Origin of the sequence: Frateuria flava (assembly GCF_017837635.1) — a bacterium.
Taxonomy (GTDB): domain Bacteria; phylum Pseudomonadota; class Gammaproteobacteria; order Xanthomonadales; family Rhodanobacteraceae; genus Frateuria_A; species Frateuria_A flava.
Genome location: NZ_JAGJRS010000003.1, coordinates 113,854 through 135,919, shown reverse-complemented (window position 1 = coordinate 135,919; position 22,066 = coordinate 113,854). Strand labels below are relative to the sequence as shown.

At 69.4% G+C, this 22,066-nt stretch carries 24 protein-coding genes and 1 other RNA gene; 6 read left to right on the top strand and 19 right to left on the bottom strand.

Features of this window, described 5'->3' with window-relative positions; translation table 11 throughout:
- Window positions 1-65: 65 nt before the first annotated feature.
- The 12 genes from holB to J7I44_RS01320 form a co-directional block, all read right to left on the bottom strand.
- Window positions 66-1,001, bottom strand: a complete 936-nt coding sequence (gene holB, locus J7I44_RS01375; RefSeq protein ID WP_209614731.1) for a DNA polymerase III subunit delta' — start codon at window positions 999-1,001, stop codon at window positions 66-68.
- A complete protein-coding gene (gene tmk / locus J7I44_RS01370; RefSeq protein ID WP_209614729.1) occupies window positions 998-1,642 on the bottom strand; it encodes a dTMP kinase in 645 nt (214 codons plus the stop codon). The genes holB and tmk overlap by 4 nt, the downstream gene beginning before the upstream one ends.
- Window positions 1,635-2,675, bottom strand: a complete 1,041-nt coding sequence (mltG, locus tag J7I44_RS01365) for an endolytic transglycosylase MltG (RefSeq protein WP_209614726.1) — start codon at window positions 2,673-2,675, stop codon at window positions 1,635-1,637. The genes tmk and mltG overlap by 8 nt, the downstream gene beginning before the upstream one ends.
- 10 nt (window positions 2,676-2,685) lie before the next feature.
- Window positions 2,686-3,495 (bottom strand): aminodeoxychorismate lyase, encoded by an 810-nt coding sequence (gene pabC / locus J7I44_RS01360; protein WP_209614725.1) that lies wholly within the window; start codon window positions 3,493-3,495, stop codon window positions 2,686-2,688.
- Window positions 3,492-4,886, bottom strand: a complete 1,395-nt coding sequence (locus J7I44_RS01355; protein WP_209614723.1) for an aminodeoxychorismate synthase component I — start codon at window positions 4,884-4,886, stop codon at window positions 3,492-3,494. The genes pabC and J7I44_RS01355 overlap by 4 nt, the downstream gene beginning before the upstream one ends.
- A 9-nt stretch (window positions 4,887-4,895) precedes the next feature.
- Complete coding sequence (gene fabF / locus J7I44_RS01350) at window positions 4,896-6,134, bottom strand: beta-ketoacyl-ACP synthase II (protein ID WP_342451861.1); 1,239 nt, start codon at window positions 6,132-6,134, stop codon at window positions 4,896-4,898.
- A 200-nt stretch (window positions 6,135-6,334) separates the two neighbouring features.
- On the bottom strand, window positions 6,335-6,574 hold the full coding sequence (gene acpP, locus J7I44_RS01345) for an acyl carrier protein (protein ID WP_091336635.1): 240 nt from the start codon (window positions 6,572-6,574) through the stop codon (window positions 6,335-6,337).
- A gap of 194 nt (window positions 6,575-6,768) precedes the next feature.
- On the bottom strand, window positions 6,769-7,512 hold the full coding sequence (gene fabG, locus J7I44_RS01340) for a 3-oxoacyl-ACP reductase FabG (RefSeq protein ID WP_209614719.1): 744 nt from the start codon (window positions 7,510-7,512) through the stop codon (window positions 6,769-6,771).
- Window positions 7,513-7,632: 120 nt separating this feature from the next.
- Window positions 7,633-8,571, bottom strand: a complete 939-nt coding sequence (gene fabD, locus J7I44_RS01335; protein ID WP_209614717.1) for an ACP S-malonyltransferase — start codon at window positions 8,569-8,571, stop codon at window positions 7,633-7,635.
- 317 nt (window positions 8,572-8,888) lie between these two features.
- The gene (locus J7I44_RS01330) at window positions 8,889-9,863 is read right to left on the bottom strand and encodes a beta-ketoacyl-ACP synthase III (RefSeq protein WP_209614715.1); all 975 of its coding nucleotides are present in this window, start codon (window positions 9,861-9,863) and stop codon (window positions 8,889-8,891) included.
- A 126-nt stretch (window positions 9,864-9,989) separates the two neighbouring features.
- Entirely contained in the window at window positions 9,990-10,181 is a 192-nt protein-coding gene (rpmF, locus tag J7I44_RS01325; protein ID WP_091336642.1) for a 50S ribosomal protein L32, read from the bottom strand.
- A gap of 16 nt (window positions 10,182-10,197) precedes the next feature.
- Window positions 10,198-10,716 carry a YceD family protein gene (locus J7I44_RS01320; RefSeq protein ID WP_245187834.1) on the bottom strand — a complete coding sequence of 173 codons (519 nt, stop codon included), beginning with the start codon at window positions 10,714-10,716 and terminating at the stop codon, window positions 10,198-10,200.
- Window positions 10,717-10,827: 111 nt separating this feature from the next.
- Between J7I44_RS01320 and J7I44_RS01315 the strand changes: the two genes are divergently transcribed.
- Both J7I44_RS01315 and J7I44_RS01310 read left to right on the top strand, forming a co-directional pair.
- Window positions 10,828-11,286: a hypothetical protein gene (locus tag J7I44_RS01315; RefSeq protein WP_209614712.1), complete on the top strand. Its 459-nt coding sequence runs from the start codon at window positions 10,828-10,830 to the stop codon at window positions 11,284-11,286.
- On the top strand, window positions 11,283-11,861 hold the full coding sequence (locus tag J7I44_RS01310; protein WP_209614710.1) for a Maf family protein: 579 nt from the start codon (window positions 11,283-11,285) through the stop codon (window positions 11,859-11,861). Before J7I44_RS01315 ends, J7I44_RS01310 begins: the two co-directional genes overlap by 4 nt.
- Before the next feature lie 63 nt (window positions 11,862-11,924).
- On the opposite strand, the gene J7I44_RS01305 is transcribed toward J7I44_RS01310, so the two are convergent.
- Window positions 11,925-13,544, bottom strand: a complete 1,620-nt coding sequence (locus J7I44_RS01305) for an ArnT family glycosyltransferase (RefSeq protein WP_209614708.1) — start codon at window positions 13,542-13,544, stop codon at window positions 11,925-11,927.
- Between J7I44_RS01305 and J7I44_RS01300 the strand changes: the two genes are divergently transcribed.
- Genes J7I44_RS01300 through J7I44_RS01285 form a run of 4 tightly spaced genes read left to right on the top strand, consistent with a single transcriptional unit; the run spans window position 13,543 to window position 18,066 of the window.
- Entirely contained in the window at window positions 13,543-14,484 is a 942-nt protein-coding gene (locus J7I44_RS01300; RefSeq protein ID WP_209614706.1) for an AAA family ATPase, read from the top strand. The two genes, J7I44_RS01305 and J7I44_RS01300, sit on opposite strands and share 2 nt — an antisense overlap.
- Window positions 14,485-14,486: 2 nt before the next feature.
- Window positions 14,487-15,440 (top strand): DUF58 domain-containing protein, encoded by a 954-nt coding sequence (locus tag J7I44_RS01295; protein ID WP_209614704.1) that lies wholly within the window; start codon window positions 14,487-14,489, stop codon window positions 15,438-15,440.
- Window positions 15,441-15,448: 8 nt separating this feature from the next.
- Complete coding sequence (locus J7I44_RS01290; protein ID WP_209614702.1) at window positions 15,449-17,419, top strand: transglutaminase TgpA family protein; 1,971 nt, start codon at window positions 15,449-15,451, stop codon at window positions 17,417-17,419.
- 47 nt (window positions 17,420-17,466) lie between these two features.
- Complete coding sequence (locus tag J7I44_RS01285; protein WP_209614701.1) at window positions 17,467-18,066, top strand: Slp family lipoprotein; 600 nt, start codon at window positions 17,467-17,469, stop codon at window positions 18,064-18,066.
- A gap of 137 nt (window positions 18,067-18,203) precedes the next feature.
- On the opposite strand, the gene J7I44_RS01280 is transcribed toward J7I44_RS01285, so the two are convergent.
- From J7I44_RS01280 to ffs, 6 genes are all read right to left on the bottom strand, one after another.
- Window positions 18,204-18,548, bottom strand: coding sequence for a histidine triad nucleotide-binding protein (locus J7I44_RS01280; RefSeq protein ID WP_209614699.1), 345 nt, complete (start codon window positions 18,546-18,548; stop codon window positions 18,204-18,206).
- 58 nt (window positions 18,549-18,606) lie between these two features.
- Window positions 18,607-18,891 (bottom strand): hypothetical protein, encoded by a 285-nt coding sequence (locus J7I44_RS01275; protein WP_209614697.1) that lies wholly within the window; start codon window positions 18,889-18,891, stop codon window positions 18,607-18,609.
- 70 nt (window positions 18,892-18,961) lie between these two features.
- Window positions 18,962-19,561, bottom strand: a complete 600-nt coding sequence (gene recR / locus J7I44_RS01270) for a recombination mediator RecR (protein WP_209614690.1) — start codon at window positions 19,559-19,561, stop codon at window positions 18,962-18,964.
- 106 nt (window positions 19,562-19,667) lie between these two features.
- Entirely contained in the window at window positions 19,668-19,991 is a 324-nt protein-coding gene (locus J7I44_RS01265; RefSeq protein WP_209614688.1) for a YbaB/EbfC family nucleoid-associated protein, read from the bottom strand.
- Between the two features lie 14 nt (window positions 19,992-20,005).
- Window positions 20,006-21,679, bottom strand: coding sequence for a DNA polymerase III subunit gamma/tau (gene dnaX / locus J7I44_RS01260; protein ID WP_209614686.1), 1,674 nt, complete (start codon window positions 21,677-21,679; stop codon window positions 20,006-20,008).
- Between the two features lie 128 nt (window positions 21,680-21,807).
- An RNA gene (gene ffs / locus J7I44_RS01255) (signal recognition particle sRNA small type) lies at window positions 21,808-21,904 on the bottom strand.
- Window positions 21,905-22,066: the final 162 nt, after the last annotated feature.

Below are 22,066 nucleotides of genomic sequence, written 5' to 3'. Positions count from 1 at the left end.
GCAGCGCGCGTTCGCACTACGTGTAGCGTGAGGCTGACGACCGGAACGACCCGCAAGGCTCAGGGTCAGTGCCAGCCGGCGAGCAACTCTAGCAGCAGCAGGTCGCCGCGCAGCGGGCCGCGCAAGGCGTCGCGCGTGCGATTGGCAACGGCGAACCAGTCGGCCAGCGCCTCGGCATCGAGCTGACTGCCGAGCGGCGTGGCACCGCCGGTCGCGCGGGCACGGGCCTCGTCGACCGCGGCCTGCGCAGCAAACCACAGGCACTGCTCCGGCTCGGCATCCAGCCAGCGGCGGGCCACCTCCATCGGTTCGGCGCGGCCGGCCGCCAGCGCGGCCAGGTCCTTGCGCACCGCCTGCCGGCGCGCCAGCGCGCCCTGCTCTGCCCAGGCCTGCGCCAGCCCCGGGTTGCCGCCGGCCGCCTGCAGTGCTGCCGCGGGATCGGTCACGTCTTGCGCGGCGAGCCAGGCCATCGCCTCGGCCGGCCGGGGCAACTGGAATTCGATCCGCTGGCAGCGACTGCGGATGGTTTGCGGCAGCCGCCAGGGCGCATCGGCGACCAGCAGCAGCAGGGTCTGCGGCGAGGGCTCCTCCAGCGTCTTGAGCAGAGCATTGGCGGCGGCCGTGTTCATGGCATCGGCCGGATCGATCACCACCACTTGCCAGCCGCCGAACTGGCTGGCCATCGCCAGCCGTGCAGAGAGCTCGCGGATCTGCTCGACCACGATCTCCTTGCGCTGCACGCCGTCCTTGCGCAGGCCGTAGCTGATGGTGACGAAATCCGGGTGGGTGCCGGCATCGAGCAGCAGACAGGTACGACACTGACCGCAGGCTTCGCCCTCGCGTGGGCGCTCGCACAGCAGGCCACGCACGAAACGGCGCAGGAAGGCACGCTTGCCCAGTCCCGCCGGACCGCACAGCAGTAGCGCGTGCGGCAGTGCTTCGCGCGCCAGGCGCGATTGCAGCCGTTGCCAATGCGCCTCGTGCCAGGACGGTGACGTCATGCCGCGTCCTCCGCGAGCAGCGGCGCAAGCGCCGCGATGGCCGCCCGCAACACGGCCTCGGGCGGCTGGCCGGCATCGATCACACGGAAACGGTCCGGCTCCGCGGCGGCGCGCGAGCGATAGCTGGCGCGTACGCGTTCGAAGAAGGCATCGGCCTCGATTTCGATGCGGTCCGCCTCGCCTCGCCCGGCGGCACGCGCACGACCGGTCGCCACCGGCAGGTCGAGCAGCAGCGTGAGGTCCGGTGCCACACCGGCGCAGGCCCAGCGTTCCAGTTCCGCGATGCGCTCCGCGGGCTGGCCGCGACCGCCGCCCTGATAGGCGTAACTGGCATCGACGTAGCGGTCGCAAAGCACCCATTGTCCGGCTGCCAGGGCCGGCGCGATGGTCTCGCGCACGAGCTGGGCGCGCGAGGCGAACATCAGAAGCAGCTCGGTCTCGGCAGCCATGCCGCTTGCCTGTGGATCGAGCACGATCGCGCGGACCGCCTCACCCACCGCCGTGCCGCCCGGCTCGCGGGTCTGCACCAGGTCGACACCCTGCCCCGCGATGTGTTCGCGCAAGCCGGCCAGCAACGTACTCTTGCCGGCGCCTTCGCCACCCTCGAGCGAAATGAAGCGTCCGCGCCGCGCCTCAGTCATGGCAACGCTTCAGCTGGTAGCAGGCGACGTTGCGGTTGTGCTCGGCCAGCGAGCTGGCGAACACGTGGCTGCCGTCGCCGCGGGCGACGAAGTACAAGGCCTTGCCCGGCGCCGGATGCAGCGCGGCCTGGATCGCCGGCCGTCCCGGCAGGGCGATCGGTGTGGGCGGCAGGCCCGCATGCAGGTAGGTGTTATAGGGCGTATCGGCGAGCAGGTCGCTGCGGCGGATGTTGCCGGCGTAGGCCTCGCCCATGCCGTAGATCACCGCCGGATCGGTCTGCAGCAGCATGTGGTTCTCCAGCCGGCGCACGAACACGCCGGCAATCCTGGGCCGCTCGTCGGCGCGCCCGGTTTCCTTCTCGACGATGGAAGCGAGGATCAGCGCCTCGTAGGGCGTAGCCAGCGGCAGATTCTTGTCGCGCCCAGGCCAGAGCTCGGCCAGTGCCCGGACCATGGCCTGATGCGCGCGCTTGAGGATGTCCAGGTCGCCGTCACCCTTCACGTAGGCGTAGGTCTCGGGCAGGAAGCGCCCCTCGGGCTTCTCGCCAGGGGCACCGATGCGTCGCATGATTTCCGCATCGTCCAGTGCCGCATCGTCATGGCGCAAGGTCGGCACCTTCGCCAGCGCCTCGCGCAACTGGCGAAAGGTCCAGCCATCGACGATGGTGAAGTCGCGCTGCAGCACGCGCCCGGCGGCCATGGCGTCCAGTAGCTGACCAGGCGTGACGCCCGGATCGAGCGCGTACTCGCCGGCGTGCAACCGGTCGGCGACCCGCATGCGTTCGGCCAGCACGCGCCAGTACAACGATGGCGCACGGGTGAGGTTGCGGCTACGCAGCTGCGCCACGATGCCACGCAGGCTACTGCCGCGCTCCACATCGAGCGTCTGGCGCTGCGGCCCGACCGTCAGCGGCGTGCGGCTGAACCGCTCGAAGTCGTACCAGCCGGCCACCAGCGCGGCCAGCATGGCGAGCAGCACCAGCCAACCCAGGATCCGCCAGGCCGCTCGACCTTTTCTTTTCTTGCGCCCCATGGGGACTCCTTCAGAAACCCAGTTCGCGCCAATGCGACTGCAGCGCGCGCGTCACCGCGCCGACCGCAAAAGCCTGGCCGTCCAGTTCGCGAACCGGCAGGATGCCGCGCACGCTCGAGGATAGGAAGAGTTCGTCCGCCCGGCGCAGTTCCTTCAGCGTGATCGGGCGCACCTGCGCGTGCGGCCGGGCTGACAGCACTTCGGCCCGGGCCACGCCCGCGATGCCGCAACGATCGACCGCCGGTGTGGCGAGCACGCCACCGAAAACCGCGAACAGATTGGCCGCGGTGGTAGATATCGCCAGGCCGTCGGCGTCGCACAGCAAGCCCTCGGCAATCGCCGGATCGTCCCACTCGGCGCGCGCCAGCACTTGCTCCAGGCGATTGAGGTGCTTGAGGCCGGCAAGCCGCGGCTGCAAGGCCAGGCGCGTGGCGCACAGACGCACGCGGATACCTTCGGCGCAGGCAGCCTCGTCGCGCGGCGGCGGATCAAAGGCAGCGACGATGCGGGTGGCCTGCGCCGACACCGGTGGCTTGTAGCCGCGCTCGCCGGTACCCCGCGTCAGCGTGATGCGCACGACCGACTGCGGCAGATCCCGCGACACGGCCTGCGCCTCGGCCAGCAGGATGGCAGGGGCCGGCACCGACAGAGACAGCCGGCGGCAGCCGTCCTGCAGGCGTTGCATGTGGCGCGGCCAGAGCGGCGCCTTGGCGCCGAGGAAACGGATCGTCTCGAACAACCCATCGCCGTAGGCGAGCCCACGGTCCAGCACGGAAACCCGGTCCTCCGCCCGGCCGTCCACCAGCACGCGCGCGATCAACCGGGCGCTCCCAATGCGAGCAGCAAGCCGCGGGCCTTGGCCCGGGTTTCGTCCAGCTCGCGCTCGGCGACCGAGTCGGCGACGATGCCGGCGCCCGCACGCAATGTAACCTCGGAACCGATTTGGGTGAGCGTGCGGATCAGGATGTTGAGATCCAGCTCGCCGCTAAGGTCGAGATAGCCCAGTGCCCCGGTGTAGGCGCCACGCGGCGTGTCCTCGATCGCCGCGATGATCTCCATGCAACGCACCTTGGGGCAGCCGGTGATGGTGCCGCCCGGAAAGGTCGCGGCGATCACCTGCCCCGGCGTCACGTCCTCGCGCAGGCGCCCGCGCACATTGGAGACGATGTGGTGCACGTGCGCGTAGCTCTCCACCACCATCAGCTCGTCGACCTCGACCGTGCCGGGCACGCAGACCCGGCCCAGGTCGTTGCGCTCCAGGTCGATCAGCATGACGTGCTCGGCGCACTCCTTCGGATGTGCGGCAAGCTCGCGGACGCCCGCCGCGTCGTCCTCGCCCGCCAGCCGCGGACGCGTGCCAGCGATGGGGCGGGTCTGCGCGATGCCATTGCGTACTTCGACCAGCCGCTCCGGCGAGGAACTGGCGACCGCCCAGCCGTGCTGCTGCAACAGGCCCGCAAACGGCGCCGGATTGGCCTTGCGCAAGGCCGCGTAGAGCGCGGCGGCGGACGGTGGCTGGGCATAGTGTGCGTGCCAGGCGCGCGACAGATTGACCTGGAAGATGTCGCCCGCGTGCAGGTGATCGTGGATGCGCGCCACGCCGTCGAGGAAGTGCGCGGGAGCGTCTTCCGCGACGGAACGCGGTGCGGCAGGCGCGAAGTCCGGAGGCGACGCAGCGAGGTCCGCCTCCATCGCATCAAGCAGTGCCTCGCTACCATCCTCGGTGACCAGCAGCGTGCGTTCACGCAGGTGATCGACGATCACCGCCGCCGGACAACGCAGCGCGAGCGCCACGGGCAACTGCGCGGACGAGCGCAGGCGCAGCCGCGGTTCGATCTCGGCGGCCAGCTCGTAGGCAAGCATCAGCACCCACCCACCGTGGAACGGCAGATCGTCCTCCGCTGAGGGCATGCGCTCGGCCCGCCACGCGGCGTCGAGTGCGTCGAGGAAGCGGACTCCCGGCAGGATCCCGCTTGCGGGCGATGCTCCGGTTGCAACGCCCTGAGCATCGCCTGCAAGCGGACTCCTGCAGACGCTGCCGTCGCCGTGCAGGATGAGTTGTTCGCGAGGAAAACCAAACAGGATGTCGTAGCGCGATTGCGCCGTGCCGCGCACCACGCTTTCGAGCAGGCAGGGATAGCGGTCCGCAAATGCGGCGGCCGGCGCGAGCAGGTCGCGCCGGCCGTCGAGGACCCTCAGATGGCAGCCCACGCTTCCGCCTTAGTGGCGGCGGAAGACGAGCGTGCCGTTGGTACCGCCGAAGCCGAAGGAGTTGGAGATCGCGACGTCCAGATCGGCCTTGCGCGCGGTGTGCGGCACGAAGTCCAGGTCGCAGCCTTCGCTCGGCTCGTCCAGGTTGATGGTCGGCGGCAGCACCTGGTCGCGCAGCGCCAGGATGGTGAAGATCGCCTCGACGCCGCCAGCGGCACCGAGCAGGTGGCCGGTGGTCGACTTGGTCGAGCTCATCGCCAGCTTGTAGGCGTGCTCGCCGAACACCTTTTTCGCCGCCATCACCTCGCCGAGATCGCCCAGCGGCGTGGAGGTGCCGTGCGCGTTGATGTACTGCACCTCGGTCGGCTTGACGTTGGCGTCGTCCAGCGCCGCCTGCATGCAGCGCGCGGCACCTTCGCCGCCCTCGCTGGGCGCGGTGATGTGGTACGCGTCGCCGCTCATGCCGAAGCCGACCAGCTCGGCATAGATCTTTGCGCCGCGGGCCCTGGCGTGCTCGTACTCCTCCAGCATCAGCACGCCGGCGCCATCGGACAGCACGAAGCCGTCGCGGTCCTTGTCCCACGGACGGCTCGCCTTGGTCGGCTCGTCGTTGCGCGTGGACATGGCCTTGGCCGAGCAGAAGCCAGCCATCGCGGTACCGGTCGTGGCGAACTCGGCGCCGCCGGCGATCATCACGTCGGCGTCGCCGTACTGGATCATGCGCATGGCCAGGCCGATGTTGTGCGTGGCCGTGGTGCAGGCGGTGACGCAAGCGATATTCGGGCCCTTCAGTCCGAACATGATCGACAAGTGGCCGGAGACCATATTGATGATCGAGCTGGGCACGAAGAAAGGCGACACACGACGCGGGCCCTTCTCGTGCAGCTCGATCGAGGTGTCCTCGATGGTGTTCAGACCGCCGATGCCGGCGCCGACCGCCACGCCGATGCGCGGCGCGTTGGCTTCCGTGACCTCAAGCCCGGAATCACGCAGCGCCTGGGTGCCCGCGGCGATGCCGTAATGGATGAACGGGTCCATTTTCTTGACGTCCTTCGGTGGCATCCACTGTGCCGGGTCGAAGTCGCGTACCTGCCCGGCGATGCGGGTGGCGTAGCCAGTGGCGTCGAAATGCGTCACCTGCCCGATGCCGCTGTTGCCCTTGAGGATGTTGTCCCAGGCGGTGGCGATGTCATTGCCGACCGGCGAGATGATGCCCATGCCGGTCACTACAACACGCCGTCTACTCACGGGTCGTTCGCTCATGGATTTCAATCCTTACGTGTTCTCTTAGGCTCGCTGCCGCGCAACGGCCTCAAGTCCAGCCACCATACGGTATCGGACGTTTCAAAACGCAGAAACGAAAACTGCGCCAAGGTGGCGCAGCTTTCAGTATCGCCACGTGAACGGAATCCGCGCCACATGAGCGCAGACACCGGCCACGAAACCGATCAGTCCTTGGTGTGGGCCTTGATGTAGTCCACGGCCTGCTGAACGGTGGTGATCTTCTCGGCCTCTTCGTCCGGGATCTCGGTCTCGAACTCTTCCTCGAGGGCCATCACCAGTTCCACCGTGTCCAGCGAATCGGCGCCCAGGTCGTCCACGAACGAAGCGTTCGCCGTGACTTCGTCTTCCTTCACGCCCAGCTGCTCGATGACGATCTTCTTGACGCGCTCTTCGATGGTGCTCATGTTGCCAAACCTCCCAAGGGGTGTGCTTTTTTGTCGGGCCGGCACGGGTCCGGCAAAGGACGGCGAATTGTAGTGGCTAAGCGGCCAGGCCGCCATTGCTCCGCCGACAGGGTCAATACGCGCCGGCTTTCCTGCCGGCGCGAAAGGTCAATTGTCGCCTAAAAACGAGCCGTTGGCGACAACTGTTCCATACGTCAGGGCATGTACATGCCGCCGTTGACATGCAGCGTTTCGCCGGTGATGTAGGCGGCGGCCGGTGAAGCGAGGAAGCCGACGGCCTTGGCGATGTCGCTCGCCTCGCCCAGGCGGCCCAGTGCGATCTGACCGAGCAGCGCCTGCTTCGATTCTTCCGGCAGCGCACGCGTCATGTCGGTGTCGATGAAACCGGGCGCGACCACGTTGACGGTGATGCCGCGCGAACCGATCTCGCGCGCCAGCGATTTGGAGAACGCGATGATGCCGGCCTTGGCCGCGGCGTAGTTTGCCTGGCCAGGGTTGCCAGTGAGGCCGATTACCGAGGCGATCGAGATGATGCGGCCCTTCTTCGCCTTCATCATGCCGCGCATGACCGCCTTGGACGTGCGATAGACCGAGGTCAGGTTGGTATCGATGATCGCCTGCCAGTCCTCGTCCTTCATGCGCATCAGCAACTGGTCGCGCGTGATGCCGGCATTGTTGACCAGCACCGACACCGCGCCGAACTCCTTGGCGATCGCATCGATCAGCGCCTCGACAGCCGCGCCGTCGGTAACGTCCAGCACACGGCCGTGTCCGCCGTTCGCCGTCAGGCGCTCATCAATGGCCTTGGCGCCATTCTCGCTGGTGGCGGTACCGATCACGGTGGCGCCCATGGCGGCCAGCTCGTCGGCGATCGCCGCGCCGATACCGCGGCTGGCGCCGGTGACGAGTGCGATGTCCCCTTGCAGCGTATTGCTCATGGTCTTGCCCTTATCGAAAGCGAAGAAAGGTTCTTTGTGGAAGCCCGCTTGCGGGCGATGCTCGTGTCCCGATCGGCCAAAGCATCGTCCACAAGCGGGCTCCTGCAAGGCGGTGTGGTATCAGGCGAGCGCGGACTCCAGCTCGGCCGGCGCGCCGATGGCACGCGCATCCAGGCCCTTGTCGATGCGCTTGATGAGGCCCGAGAGCACCTTGCCCGGGCCGCATTCGAGCACGCGGGTGGCGCCGTTGCCGGCGAGCGCCTGCACGCATTCGGTCCAGCGTACGGGGAGGTAGAGCTGGCGCTGCAGCGCGCCGCGGATCTCCTCCACACTGCCATAGCTGCGCGCCTCGGCGTTCTGCACGACGGGCACGGCCGGCAGCGACCACTCGATCCTGGCCATGCGTTCGCCCAGGCGATCAGCGGCCTCGCGCATCAGTGCGCAGTGCGAGGGCACCGACACGGCCAGCTTGACCGCTTTCTTCACACCCAGCTCGGCGAGCTTGGCCAGCGCGCGGTCGACCGCCTCGGCGTTGCCGGCGATCACCAATTGGCCGGGAGAGTTGTAGTTGGCCGGCGAGACCACCTGGTCCTGCGCGACCTCTTCGCACACCTGCGCGATCTGCGCATCGTCACCGCCGAGGATCGCCGCCATCGCGCCGACGCCGGCAGGCACCGCCGCCTGCATCAGGCGGCCACGCTCGGCCACCAGCGCGGCGGCATCGTGCAGGGACAGGGCGCCGGCACAGACCAGCGCGCTGTACTCGCCCAGGCTGTGGCCGGAAAGCTGCGCCGGCCGCGCGCCACCGAGCTTGTTCCACACCCGCCATACCGCCACGCTCGCCGCCAGCAGCGCCGGCTGGGTGTTTTCGGTGCGGTTGAGCTGGTCTTCCGGCCCCTGCTGGCTGAGCTGCCAGAGGTCGACGCCGGCGCCCTGGGAGGCTTCCTCGAACGTCGCCCGCACTTCCGCGTGCGCGGCGGCCAGGTCGGCCAGCATGCCGACCGATTGCGAGCCCTGGCCGGGGAAGACGAAGGCGAGCGAGGCGGAGGTATCGGTCATCGGTGTCGATCCGTCAAAGGCAAAAAAGCGATGATGCCAGCAGCGGCGTGCGTACGCAGCCGTATCGGATTGGCGCGCATGGCCTGGCGTCTTCGCAAAGCTTCCCCCATCCGCCCGTCGGCACCCTCCCCCGCGCGCGCGGGAAGGCTCGCGATCGGAGATCCCGTGACGATGCAGACCTGCTCACCGGATGTCCCGCCTTCAATCGTTCCCGGCGCGGAAGACGAGGACCGCAGAGCGGATAAAAGGAACAGCTGCCTCAGTCCGGAAACAACGATGCCGCCCGAAGGCGGCATCGCGTGAGTGACTGGCACGGCTCAGTAGCGCAGCAGCGCCGACGCCCAGGTAAAGCCGCCGCCAAAGGCTTCCAGCAGCAGGTTCTGGCCGCGCTGCACCTTGCCCGAGCGTACCGCGTAGTCCAGCGCCAACGGCACCGAGCCCGACGAGGTGTTGGCGTGCTTGTCGACGGTCACGATGACCTGATCCATCGACATGTTCAGGCGCTTGGCCGTCGCCTCGATGATGCGCAGATTGGCCTGGTGCGGGATCAGCCAGTCCAGCTGCGAGGCCTCCATGCCGGCGGCCTTCAGGGTCTGCTCGACCAGCGAGTCGAGCGTCTTGACCGCGACCTTGAACACCTCGCGGCCCGCCATCTTGATGCGCACGCCGTGATTGGGCTCGTCGCGGAAGCCGACCGACACGCCGACCGGGTTCCACAGCAGTTCCTTGTAGCCACCGTCGGCATGCAGGCAGGTGGCATAGATGCCCGGCTCGTCGCTTGCCTCGAGCACCACCGCGCCGGCGCCATCGCCGAACAGCACGCAGGTCTCGCGCTCTTTCCAGTCGACCATGCGCGTCAGCGTCTCGGCGCCAATCACCAGCGCCTTCTTGGTCTGGCCGCTGCGGATGAACTTGTCCGCCACGCCCAGCGCATAGACGAAACCCGAGCAAGCGGCGTTGACGTCGAACGCGGCGCAGCCGTTGGCGCCCAGGCGGTTCTGCACCAGGCAGGCGGTCGAGGGAAAGATCAGGTCGGGCGTGGTGGTGCCCAGGATGATCAGGTCGAGTTCGGAGGCCTTGACGCCGGCGGCGGCAAGCGCGCGCTCGGCGGCGAGGAAGGCCAGGTCGCCGGTGGTTTCGCCCTCGGCGGCCACGTGGCGCTGGCGGATGCCGGTGCGGCTCTGGATCCATTCGTCACTGGTTTCGACGAACTTCTCCAGGTCGAAATTGCTCAGGACGCGTTCGGGCAGCGCGCTGCCGGTGCCGATGATGCGGGCGTAGGTCGAAGCCATGGACTTTCCATCTGCATGCGGGGGCGATGGCCAGGCCACGCCGGAGCCGCAACGTTACGTTCGCGGACGCCGAAACGCAAAGCGGCGCGTCGCCGCGCCGCCAGGGTTGCGTCCGATGGAAGCCGCTTACTCGGCGTCGACGGCCGCGGCGGTGTCGATCACCTTCTTGCCACGGTAGTAGCCGTCCTTGGTGACGTGGTGGCGCAGGTGCACCTCGCCGCTGGTCGGGTCGGTCGCCAGCTGCACGGTCTTGAGCTTGTCGTGCGAACGACGCATGCCGCGGGTGGACGGGGTCTTGCGGCTCTTGGCAACGGCCATGGGTGTATCTCCGGCTTCAATCGGTTTTCTTGAGTTCGCGCAGAACCGCGAACGGGTTGTCGTTGGGCTCCGACACGGATTCCTCCGGGCCGGGGCCAGTCACCTCGGGTGGCAGGCTGCTGTCCGGATTGACCGGCACCAGCGGCACTGCCAAAAGCAATTCGTCCTCGATCACGGCGGCCAGGTCCAGCTTGCCGTCGTCCTCGACCAGCAGCGGTTCGCAGCCCGGCGGCAGGGCCGCCTCCTCGCGCTCGCTGCGGATCAGGCCGAGCCGGCTGTCCACCGTCAGGGGCAGCACGAACGGTTCCAGCGTACGCTGACAGGTCAGCGTCAGCGGCGCCTCGACGTGCACCTGAAGGTAGGCCGTGCCGAAGTCGTCGCGACCGAAGTCCAGTGTGTACTGCGCCGCTCCTTCGTTGCCCGCCAGCATCCCGCACAGACGGGACATGGCGGCCACGGGAAGCGCTCCGGCAAACGAACGCCGCGCCGAGACCATGCGCCAAGCGTCCACGGACTCTGGCAGTGTCACGGACATAATCGCGAAATCTTAGGGTCGGCGGGGGTTCAAGTCAACCGCACCACTACGGGCTTTGCCTCCCGACGGGACTGCGGCAGACTGCCCTTCCGATCGTAACCGGTTGTCCTCGTGCCCGCTTCCCTCGCCTTTGGCCTCGCCGCGATGTGCCTGCTGCTGGTGGGCGCCGGCGCGCTCGTGCTGGCCGGACGGCGGCGGCGGCTGGAGCGGCGTCGCCACAGCATGCACCGGCTGCTGGAGCTGGCCGACCAGCTGGAAGCGGACCTGAAGACCTGCCGCAAGGGCCTCAAGCAGGCCCATGCGGTGATGTCCTTCAACCCCGACCAGCCGGCCGCCGGCGAGCAGGAAGCCAAGCAGGCGATCGACGCCGGCCTGCGTTCGCTGCTGCAGCAGCGGTTGTGGATCCGCGACTGCGCCCCCGATGCGAGCCAGCAGGGCCTGGACGAGGCCGCCGCCGACATGAGCCAGACCCGCGCCCGGCTGCGCCCGCTGGTAAAGGCGCTGGAGCGCGCGCACCACGAACTGGACGACGCCATGCGCGAACACATCCGTCGCGAATCGGACGTATGACCCTGCTGGTACTGGGCTCCACGTCGCGTTACCGCGCCGAACTGTTGCGCCGGCTGGTGCCGGAGTTCGAGCAGCGCGCGCCCGGCACCGACGAAACCCTGATGACCGGCGAAGCCCCGGCCGAGGGCGCCCTGCGGCTGGCGGTCGCCAAGGCGGAAGGTGCGGCGCGGGGGCTCGGCGAAGCGCTGGTGATCGGTTCGGACCAGATCGCCGAGCTCGACGGCCGCGCATTGGGCAAGCCCGGCACGGTCGAGGGAGCGCAGGCCCAGCTGGCCGACTGCGCGGGCCACGAGGTGCGTTTCCATACCGGACTGTGCCTGTTCGACACCCGCGAAGGACGCCGCCACACGTATCTGGATACCACCCGCGTGCGGTTCCGGTCGCTCACGCTGACGGAAATCGCCCGCTACGTGAAGCGGGAGATGCCGCTGGATTGCGCCGGCAGCTTCAAGTGCGAAGGTTTGGGGATTTCGCTGTTCGAGCGTATCGACAGCAGTGATCCGACTGCGCTGGTGGGCCTGCCGCTGATCGCGCTGGCGCGGCTGCTTCGTGAAACAGGCCTCGCGCTTCCGTAAACCGGGCGGGCTCAACCCGCCACGCGCATCGGCGGGATGGATGGTGGTTGGCTGAAGCCCACCCTACGGCCGCGGCAAGACTTGCGCGTTGCGCCAGAACAGGCATTGCGTGGGGTCGGCCAATGGCCGGGAGGCTGCCACCGGCACGCGTCCGCGGTAATACGCAAAGCTTTTGCGACCATCGAACAGCACCAGCCGCGTGACCAGCCGTGGCGCATCGATGCTTCCGCAGATGCCACCGAGCCGCTCCAGTCTCTCGCGCTCGCGCATGACCTCGCTCACCACCAGCAGCATCGGCGCACCCGCATGCGTGGCACGCAGCCCGGCCTCGTCGCGTCCCCAGATCGCCAACTGCGGCGCACGGCCGTGCTTGACGTTGAGCGTGCTGTCCAGCGAATACACCGGGCGGTCGCCGAGTTGGAACTCGAGCTCCGCGGCGAGCATGAAATTGTCGGCCACCAGCACGGCATCCTTCCGCCCCAACAGCGTGCGCGCCTGCGTCGCGCTTTCGCGCCAGCCGACGAAGTTGGTCGGAAAGGCCTTGCTCGACGCCAGCACGTCGACGCCCTGCGGGCTCGCCGCCAGCGCCAGGTAACCAAGCCCCAGCAGCGTTCCGAGCCCGCCCAGCACACCACCGGCCACAACCGTCGTGCGCCAGCCCCTGCCCGCCCCGCGGCACAGCGCGGGCAACGCGCCCAGCAGCGGCAGGTAACCGGGCAGCGGCCAGTGCGCGCGGAAACGCAGGTCGTCGGCGAACAGGCCGAACACGAAATACGGAACGAGAAAACCCAGTGAGGTCCAGGCAAGCAGGTCCCACGGCGCGCCCTCGCCGCGCCGACGCCAGCACCGCCACAGCGCCCACAACAGCGCGACATAGAGCACCGGCGTGCAGGCGACCGCCTGCTCCAGGGGTTGCACCAGCGCATCGGCATGGAAGCTCCAGGGGTTTCGATCGACGAGCTGGAACGCCAGCCCGGCACCGTGCTGACGCCAGTTCGACACGATCAACGGGACCAACCCCAGCGCCGCTACCGCCAGCGCCAACCACAGGCCCGGCCTGCGCCACTGCGCGCGGCCGCGCGACGTGAAGACCAGCAGCAACAGTCCGGCAAGCATCGCCATCGCGGCGCGGTAGTGGGTCAGCCACGCCACCGCCAGCGCAAGTCCCAGCAGCAGCCAGTCGCGCAGCCGGTCCTCGTCCATCGCGCGCAACAACCCATACAGCGCGACCGCGATCGCCAGCGTCAGCGGCACGTCGGGCATGGCCATCACCCCGAAAGTGCCGGCCAGCGGCAGCCCAAGACACAACAGGCCTGCCTGCCAGCCGATACGCGCATCGAAGGCACGCCTTCCGAACGCCACGATCAGCCACGGCAGCGCACTGCCCAGCAGCAGGAACGGCCAGCGCATGCCGATGAGTCCGTGCCCGGCGAGGCGCTCGCCGAGCCAGATCAGCCATGCGGTCAGCGGCGGCAGGTCGCTGTAGCCCCAGGCCGGATGCCGGCTTTCCAACCAGTAGAACGCCTCGTCGCCAAACGGCGACATCGTGGCCGCCACGATGCACTTCAGAACCAGCAGGCCGACGAACGCGATGAGGAACGCGCCTCGCCAGCGCGCGAGACCGGCCGCTACACTCGACCGGCCCTCCCCGCGTTGCGCCCGTGCCGACTGCCAGGAACCCATGTCCGCCACCACTCCCCTGTCCGAAGAAACGCTCCATCCGCGCCTGGAAGCGGCGATGGCCCAGGTCAATCGCGTGCTGCTTGGCAAGCCGCGCCAGGTGAAGCTCGCCTTTACGTGCCTGGTCGCCGGCGGCCACCTGCTGCTGGAGGACGTGCCGGGCGTCGGCAAGACCACGCTGGCGCATGCACTGGCCGCGAGCTTTACGCTGGACTTCCAGCGCGTGCAGTTCACCAGCGACCTGTTGCCCTCGGACATTATCGGGGTCAGCGTGTTCGAGCGCGAGACGGGCCAGTTCCGTTTCCACCCCGGGCCGATCTTCACCGGCCTGATGCTGGCCGACGAGATCAACCGCGCCACGCCCAAGACGCAGAGCGCGCTGCTGGAAGCGATGGCCGAGGGCCAGGTCACGGTGGACGGCCAGACGCACACGCTGGCGCAACCGTTCTTCGTGGTGGCCACGCAGAACCCGCTGGATCTGCACGGCACGTTCCCCCTTCCCGATTCGCAGCTGGATCGTTTCATGCTGCGCATCTCGCTCGACTATCCCGATGCCGCCGCCGAGCGCGCGCTGCTTGCCGGCAGCGACCGCCGCGACCTGCTCGCGCAGCTCACCCCGCAACTGGATGCGCCGAGCCTGGCCGCCCTGCACCGCCAGGCACAGGGCGTCACCGCCAGCAGCGCGCTGCTCGATTACCTGCAGGCGTTGCTCGCGGCCAGTCGACGGCACGCCGACATCCGCGTCGGCCTGTCGCCACGCGCCGGCATCGCCCTGCTCGCCGCGGCGCGCGCCTGGGCCCTGCTGAGCGGCCGCGGCCACGTGTTGCCCGAAGACATCCAGGCGCTGTTCGTGCCGCTGGCCGCGCACCGGCTGGTGCCTTCGCGTGGGGCCAGCGGCGACGCGCTGGCCCGCGCCTTGCTGGCCGATACCGCAGTCGACTGACCATGCGCGACGCGCTGCGCCGCCTGCAGGAGCTGGCCGAACGGCGGCTGCCCGCACTGACCCGCTTCCGCCGCCCGGAGCCGATGCCGATCGAGCTGAACCGCCGGCGCATCTACATCGTGCCGACCGGCTTCGGCATCGGCTTTACCGTGTTGCTGCTGGTGATGCTCGTCGGCTCGCTCAACTATTCCAACAACGCCGCCCTGCTGCTCACCTGCCTGCTGGGCGCGGCCGGCGCGGCGAGCATGCTGATTGCGTTCCGTGCGCTCGACGGCCTGGCCTTGGCCAGCGTTCGCGCGGGCCAGGCGGTCGCCGGCCAGCCGCTGGCGCTGACGCTGGAATTCGAATCGACGCGGCCGCGCAGCGCGATCCGCGTTGATCTGGGCGACGCCTGCCAGGCGTTCGCCATCGATGCCTCCGGCAAAGCCGACGTCACGCTGCCGCTGGCCACCCACCAACGCGGCTGGCACCCGCTGCCGCGCGTGCGGGTGTGGACGACGTGGCCATTGGGACTGTTCCGCGCCTGGAGCTGGATGCATCCGGAGCAGTCCGTGCTGGTCTGGCCGCGCCCGGAAAGCGGCGGCCCGCCGCCGCGGCTGCCCGCCGACGAAGGCCTGCGTCCCCGCCTGCACCACGGCGAGGACCTGGCGGCCCTGCGCGACTACCGCAGCGGCGATCCGCGCAAGCACATCGCCTGGAAGGCCAGCGCGCGACTGGGCCAGTTGCTCAGCAAGGACTTCGAGCAGCCCGAGTCGCGTCCCGAATGGCGACTGGACTGGCGCGAACTGGAAGGCATGGACAACGAGGCACGCATCGCCCGCCTCGCCCGCTGGCTGGGCGAGGCCCATGCCCAGGGGCGGCGCCACAGCCTGTGGCTGCCGGGCCAGCCGATCGAGGCGGGAAGCGGCCCCGGCCACTATGCGCGCTGCATGAGCGCACTGGCGTCACTGCCATGATCGGCGCGATGCGTCCCCCGAGCGAAGCCACGCTGGATGGCCGCGCATTCGACCTGCTATGCCTGACCATGACCTGCGTGCTGGGCGTGCACGCCTCGCATCTGCCCTGGTGGCTGGTGGCTGGGCTGGCGCTGGTGCTCGCGCTTCGCTGGTGGCAACGCCGCCGGCATGGCGCGCGCCCGCCAGCGCTGCTCAAGCTGCCCTTGCTGGCTCTGCTGGCGGTGGCGGTCGTCTTCACCTACGGCACCATCTTCGGGCAGCAACCCGGTTCGGCGCTGGCTGTCGGTCTGCTGGTGCTGAAACTGCTGGAAAGCGAAACGCCCCGCGACGCCAGGGTCGGGGTGAGCTTCGCCTGTTTCGGCCTGATGGCTGCGCTGCTGTTCGACCAGGGCCTCGTGGCCACGTTCGTGGTCGCCTTGGGTCTGCTGCCCGCCCTGGCCACCTTGCGTGCGCTGGAGCCGGCGCAGGCGCCGACAAACCTGCCACGCGCGCTGCTGCCGGGGCTGGCCCTGCTTGCAGCCGCCGTACCGTTGGCGCTGCTGGCCTTCGCGCTGGTGCCCCGACTGAGTTCGCCGCTGTGGGGAGCGGCCAACAGCCCGGAGGCCCGGACCGGCCTCAGCGACCGCATGTCGCCGGGGAACTTCACCGAGCTGCTGACCGACGACCGCCCCGCCATGCGGGTCAGCTTCGACGGCCCCGCTCCGGCACCGGAGCTGCGCTACTTCCGCGCGTACGTCATGTGGCTGTACGACGGGCGCACCTGGGAACATGCCGACCTGCGCCGCGCCGACGGCCAGGCCCGGCCCCTGGAAACGCTGGAGGCGAGGGCCACCAGCCGCTACGAGATCGATCTGGAGCCGACCCACCGCACCGTCCTGCCCGCGCTGGATGTGCCGCTGACGGCGCCAGCGGACGCACAGCTCAGCGCGGACCGCGAAGTCTTCAGCGACAAACCGGTGCGCGAGTCACTCCACTACACCGTGCGCTCGGCGCTCTACTACCGCCTCCAGGCCAGCCTGCCCGCGGGCGCCAGGGAACTGGCCTTGCGCCTGCCGCAGGGATTCAATCCGCGCACGCACGCGCTGGCCGCGCAATGGCGCACACGCTACGGCGGCGACGAGCAGGCCATCGTTCGCGCGGCACTGGCCTTGTTCCACGACGGTGGTTTCCGCTACACGCTGGCGCCGGCGCCGTTGGGCCGCAACGCGGTGGACGACTTCCTGTTCGGCACGCGCGAGGGCTTCTGCGAGCACTACGCATCGTCCTTCACCGTGCTGATGCGGGCCGCGGGGATTCCCGCGCGCGTGGTCACCGGTTACCAGGGCGGCTACTGGAATCCGCTGGGCAACTACCTGCTGGTTCGCCAGTCCGATGCGCATGCATGGAGCGAAGTGTGGCTGGAAGGTCGCGGCTGGGTGCGCGTCGATCCCACCGCCGCGGTACGACCCGAGCGCGTCAGCCTGGGCGCCGCGGCGGCGGCCGGCGACCAGCTCGGCTGGACGGACTCCGGTTGGCTGGCCTCGCTGCGCAACCGTTGGGACGTGGTCAACCACTGGTGGGCCCAGGGTGTTATCGGGTTCGATGCGTTGCGCCAGCGCGGCCTGCTGACCCCGTTCGGCATCCGCGACACGGGCACGGCGATGCTGGGCATGCTGCTGGCGATCGGCACCGCGTTGTTCGTGGCGATCGGCACCGGCTGGGCGTTGTGGCGGCGTGAACGGCCCGAGCCGTTGCGCCAGGCGCTGCGCCGGCTGGAGGCCAGGCTCGCACGCGCCGGCATCACGCGCCGTCGCGGCGAGGGACCGCAGCATTACCTGCGCCGCGCCGCGCGGGCGCTGCCGGCGCAACGCGCAGAGCTGGAGCAACTGATGAACCGCTACCTTGAACTGCGCTATGCGCACGACGAACCGGTGCCTGAACTGCTCAAGGAGTTCCAGCGGGCGGTACGGGAATTCCGGCCGCGGCGCGTGGTCAAATGAACATCCATGCGGCCGCCGGGGCGGTCGCTGCCCCAGGGAGAACCGCCATGTCCTTTCCTTACCGCCCTCTGGCCCTGGCCACCGCCTTCGGCCTGCTGACCGCCTGTGCAACGGTGCCCCAGCCGTTGCAGGGCACCTACTCCGACGTGAGCACGGCGGGCGCCCAGCAGGGCGGTGCCGGCGGCGCGAAGGTGCGCTGGGGTGGCGAGATCATCAAGACCGAGCCGGGACCGCAGGAGACCTGCTTCTACCTGCTGTCGCGCCCGCTGGACAAGCAGGCGCGCCCGGAGTCCGATACCAGCGGGGCGACCGAGGGCCGTTTCGTTGCCTGCCATGAAGGCTTCTACGACCCCGAGGTGTTCACCCGCGGCCGCGAGCTGACCGTCACGGGCACGCTGCAGGGCACCGTGACGAAGAAGGTGGGCGAGTACGACTACGCCTATCCGCGCGTGGCGGCCGACGTGGTCTACCTGTGGCCCAAGCGCCCGGTCACGGTGCGCTACCCGCCGGGCTACTACGACCCGTTCTGGGGCCCGGGCTGGGGCCCCTCGTACTGGGGCCCGTGGGGCGATCCGTTCTGGAATCGCCCGCGCGTGATCATCGTGCGCCCGCCGCCGGCGCCGGCACCGAAACCGGCGCACAAGTAAGCGCGGTTGCATTCACGAAGACGCCGGCCCAGGGCCGGCGTTTTCGTTGCCGTCAATACAGCGCCGTGCGCTTTCCCTGTGGAAGCGCCTGCCGTGCGCGAGCGGTCGCGCACGGGGTGCGCTCCTACAGGATCCGCTCAGCCGGGCGGCCAGCCCAGCCGGCGGCCAGCCAGCAGATGCACGTGCAGATGGAACACTGTCTGCCCGCCATGCTCGTTGCAGTTGATCACCGTGCGGTAGCCCTGCTCGGCAAGGCCCTCCTGCCTGGCGTACTCGGCCGCGGCGAGCTGCAGCTTGCCCAGCAACTCGGCGTCGCCGGGGCCGGCGTCATCGAGCGTGGGCAACGCCTTCTTCGGGATGAACAGCACGTGCACCGGCGCCTGCGGGTTCAAGTCACGGAAGCCCAGCACGTCGTCGTTCTCGAAGACGATGTCCGCCGGGACCTCGCGGCGGATGATCTTGCCGAAGATGGTGTCGCCCATGCCTGATTCCTCGCGTGGATTCACTGATCAGGCAGCATACCCTGCGAGCGCGGCGCGCTCAGCCGGAAACCGGACTGCTCGTACAACTTCGTCCCTTCGCCGTGGGCGAGCAGCGTGACGATCGCGCCGCCGGGCGCGCGCCCGGGACGTCCTGCAGCAACGCAGCCATGATCCGACGGCCAAGGCCGCGCCGCCGGCCGGCGGGCCGCACGGCGACGTCGACCAGCTGCAGGAACAGCGCCCCGTCACCGACCCTGCGGTCCCACGCCACCAGATCGCCGCCGCCGCGCAGGCTGACGGCGCACAGCTCGCCGGCAGCGGCGACCGCCGGCGACAGGTCCATCGCGTTCAGGCCGGCAAGCCGTAACGCCGCAGCTATTCGGCCGGCACCACGCAGGCCACGCTTGCTCCGGTCAATCCAGCGCCTGTCGGCTGCCGAAGGCATGCGCCAGCGTGCCGCGGTCGACGTACTCCAGTTCGCCACCCAGCGGCACGCCATGGGCCAGCCGTGTCGGCTTCACGCCGCCGGCGTGCGCCAACTGCGCCAGGTAGTGCGCGGTGGCCTCGCCTTCGACGGTCGGATTGGTGGCGATGATCATCTCCTCGATCTCGCCCTCGCCCAGGCGTGCGCTCAGCTGCGCCAGGCCGAGCTCTTCCGGGCCCAGCCCGTCCAGCGGCGACAGGCGCCCGAGCAGCACGAAGTACTGCCCGCGGTAGCCGGTGGCCTGTTCGATGGCGGCAAGGTCGGTCGGCGATTCGACCACGCACAGCACGTGGCGGTCGCGGCTGGCACTGGCGCACAGCGCGCACACCGGCTCCTCGCTGAAGTTGCGGCAGCGCGTGCAGTTGCCGATCCGTTCCATCGCCTCGCGCAGCACGCCGGCGAGCTTCAGGCCGCGCGTGCGCTCACGCTCGAGCAGATGGAAAGCCATCCGCTGCGCGCTCTTGCCACCCACGCCGGGCAGGCAGCGCAAGGCCTCGATGAGGTCGGTCAGGAGGGGGGAGCCGGGCATTAGTGGCCGGGAATCGTCAATGGTGAATCGGCAATCGTCATTGCCACAAGCGTTGGCCTGCGCGACGCGTTTGAATGATTCACCATTCCCTGTTCCCGATTCCCGTTCAGAACGGCATCTTGAAGCCGGCCGGCAGGTTCATTCCCGCCGTGACGCCGCCGAGCTTGTTGCGGCTGGCCTCGGCCACCTTGTTCACCGCGTCGTTGACGGCGGCGGCGACCAGGTCCTCGGCCATCTCCGGGTCGTCGGCGAACAGCTTGCGGTCGATCTGCACGCGGCGCACCTCGTGTGCGCCGGTCATCAGCACGGTGACCAGGCCGCCGCCGGCACTGCCGGTGACTTCCATCTTCGCGATTTCGTCCTGCGCACGCTTCATGTCTTCCTGCATGCGCTGGGCCTGCTGCATCAGCTGACCGATCTGGCCTCTCATGACTTCTGCTCCACTCAACTTTCGATGGGTTTGATGGATTGCGGCACCACGCGGGCGCCGAATTCGCGCTTGAGCGACTGCACCAGCGGATCGTCCTCGATCGCCTGCTCGGCCGCGCTCTGCGCGCTTTCGCGGGCCGAAGCGGCACGCGCGGCGGGCGTCTCGGACGCACCCTGGCTGTCGGCCACGAAACGCAGCTTGATGCGCTCGCCCAGCACGTCGCCGATGCGGTCGGCCATCTGGCCGACCATCGGCTCGACGGCCAGGTGCATGTGCGCCGGCTGCAGCGCCAGCACCAGCGTATTGCCGTCGCGCTCGCGCAGTGCGGCGTTCTGCGCCAGCTGGCCGAGGGGGCCGCGCAGGCCGGCCTGTTCGATCAGCGCCTCCCAGCGCGGAAGGCCGCGGGCATCGGTGGCCACCGGCGCGCGCACGGCGGGGGCAGCGGCGGGCGCCTGGGTCGTGCTGGCGGCGTGCGTGTGCTGGGAGCGCGGCGATGCCGGGGCGGGCGCCGCCGCAGGTGCGCTGCGCGGCGGGGCGACCGCCGGCCGCGGCGCCGTCGCCGGGCGGGCCGCGCGTTCGGCTGGCGCGGCTTCGCCCGGCTCGCCTGGCTGGAATGCCAGCATGCGCAGCAGCGCCATCTCGAAACCGGTGCGCGCGTCGGGCGCCAGCGCCAGGTCGCGGCGGCCGGTGGTGGCGATCTGGTAGTAGAGCTGCACGTCTTCCGGCTGCATGCGCCCGGCCAGGCCGGCAAGGCGCTCCACATGCTCGCCGTCGCCTTCGGCGTGATAACCGGGCACCAGTTGCATCAACTGGATGCGATGCAGGGTGGCGGCCAGGTCGTCGAGCACGCCGCCGAAGTCGGGCGAGTACGAGGCGATGCGCTCGCACTCGGCCATCAGCCGCGCGCCATCGCCGTCGGCCAGCGCATCGAGCACGCCAAGTACCTGGCCGCGCGCGACGCTGCCGAGCATGGCGCGCACGTCGTCCGCCTTGAGCGCCCCCCCGCCGTAGGCGATCGCCTGGTCCAGCAGCGACAGGCCGTCGCGCAGCGAGCCATCGGCGCCGCGCGCCAGCTCGCCGATGGCGGCGTCTTCGTAGGCGATCTTTTCGGCATCCAGGATGTGGCGCATCTGGCCGGAGATCTGCTCCGGCAACAGGCGCTTAAGGTTGAACTTCAGGCAGCGCGAGAGCACGGTCACCGGCAGCTTCTGCGGATCGGTGGTCGCCAGCAGGAACTTCACGTGCGGCGGCGGCTCTTCGAGCGTCTTGAGCAACGCGTTGAAGGCCGGCTTGGAAAGCATGTGCACCTCGTCGACCAGGTACACCTTGAAGCGGCCGCGGGCGGGGGCGTACTGCGCGTTCTCGATCACCTCGCGCACGTCGTCCACGCCGGTGTTGCTGGCCGCATCGATTTCGAGCAGGTCGACGAAACGGCCAGCATCCACTGCCGTGCAGACGGCGCACTCGCCGCAAGGATCGGCCGACTCGCCACGCTCGCAATTGAGCGACTTGGCGAAGATGCGCGCGATGGTGGTCTTGCCCACGCCCCGGGTGCCGGTGAACAGGTAGGCGTGATGCATGCGCCCGGTGTCCAGCGCATTGGTGAGCGCGCGCACCACATGCTCCTGCCCGACCAGCTCGACGAACTTGCGCGGGCGCCACTTGCGGGCGAGGACCTGATAGGACATGCGTTGGAGCCTGTTCTGCGGCTGGGCGGTGGCCCTTGAGTCAGCACTGACTTTGGGGCGGAAACCGATTGTGCCAAGTCGACGCCGGCAAGTCAGCCGAGCGCGTCGGAGCCCCGAAATGGCGGCGGCCCCGCCAGCCACACCCCGGCACCCGAATCATCCACTACCGTTGCTTCCTTCCGGACCTGGCGGGGTTTGCGGACTATCGTCGCGGGGGGACCGACGGGGCCACCATGGACGTGGGCCTGGAAGCCCTATTTGAAACTGGCGGAGAGGGCGGGATTGTTCGGCCCGTCCTGGGCCTCACCCCTCGCTCCGCTCGGGGCCAGCCTTCGGCTGTCCGGATTCGCTCCCGGCGAATCCGTCGAACCGGGCGGGTTCTCACCC

Bases quoted from the DNA above. Each gene is read 5' to 3' on its own strand.
- rpmF (WP_091336642.1), bottom strand. From the start codon at position 10,181: ATGGCCGTTGCCAAGAGCCGCAAGACCCCGTCCACCCGCGGCATGCGT.
- J7I44_RS01330 (WP_209614715.1), bottom strand. From the start codon at position 9,863: ATGGCTTCGACCTACGCCCGCATCATCGGCACCGGCAGCGCGCTGCCC.
- J7I44_RS01305 (WP_209614708.1), bottom strand. From the start codon at position 13,544: ATGGGTTCCTGGCAGTCGGCACGGGCGCAACGCGGGGAGGGCCGGTCG.
- recR (WP_209614690.1), bottom strand. From the start codon at position 19,561: ATGCCCGGCTCCCCCCTCCTGACCGACCTCATCGAGGCCTTGCGCTGC.
- holB (WP_209614731.1), bottom strand. From the start codon at position 1,001: ATGACGTCACCGTCCTGGCACGAGGCGCATTGGCAACGGCTGCAATCG.
- J7I44_RS01280 (WP_209614699.1), bottom strand. From the start codon at position 18,548: ATGGGCGACACCATCTTCGGCAAGATCATCCGCCGCGAGGTCCCGGCG.
- J7I44_RS01320 (WP_245187834.1), bottom strand. From the start codon at position 10,716: ATGTCCGTGACACTGCCAGAGTCCGTGGACGCTTGGCGCATGGTCTCG.
- J7I44_RS01290 (WP_209614702.1), top strand. From the start codon at position 15,449: ATGCGTCCCCCGAGCGAAGCCACGCTGGATGGCCGCGCATTCGACCTG.
- J7I44_RS01265 (WP_209614688.1), bottom strand. From the start codon at position 19,991: ATGAGAGGCCAGATCGGTCAGCTGATGCAGCAGGCCCAGCGCATGCAG.
- mltG (WP_209614726.1), bottom strand. From the start codon at position 2,675: ATGGGGCGCAAGAAAAGAAAAGGTCGAGCGGCCTGGCGGATCCTGGGT.
- J7I44_RS01295 (WP_209614704.1), top strand. From the start codon at position 14,487: ATGCGCGACGCGCTGCGCCGCCTGCAGGAGCTGGCCGAACGGCGGCTG.
- acpP (WP_091336635.1), bottom strand. From the start codon at position 6,574: ATGAGCACCATCGAAGAGCGCGTCAAGAAGATCGTCATCGAGCAGCTG.
- J7I44_RS01300 (WP_209614706.1), top strand. From the start codon at position 13,543: ATGTCCGCCACCACTCCCCTGTCCGAAGAAACGCTCCATCCGCGCCTG.
- tmk (WP_209614729.1), bottom strand. From the start codon at position 1,642: ATGACTGAGGCGCGGCGCGGACGCTTCATTTCGCTCGAGGGTGGCGAA.
- J7I44_RS01310 (WP_209614710.1), top strand. From the start codon at position 11,283: ATGACCCTGCTGGTACTGGGCTCCACGTCGCGTTACCGCGCCGAACTG.
- J7I44_RS01275 (WP_209614697.1), bottom strand. From the start codon at position 18,891: ATGGACCTGTCGCCGGCGGTCGCCGCTGCCGGCGAGCTGTGCGCCGTC.
- J7I44_RS01285 (WP_209614701.1), top strand. From the start codon at position 17,467: ATGTCCTTTCCTTACCGCCCTCTGGCCCTGGCCACCGCCTTCGGCCTG.
- dnaX (WP_209614686.1), bottom strand. From the start codon at position 21,679: ATGTCCTATCAGGTCCTCGCCCGCAAGTGGCGCCCGCGCAAGTTCGTC.
- fabD (WP_209614717.1), bottom strand. From the start codon at position 8,571: ATGACCGATACCTCCGCCTCGCTCGCCTTCGTCTTCCCCGGCCAGGGC.
- fabG (WP_209614719.1), bottom strand. From the start codon at position 7,512: ATGAGCAATACGCTGCAAGGGGACATCGCACTCGTCACCGGCGCCAGC.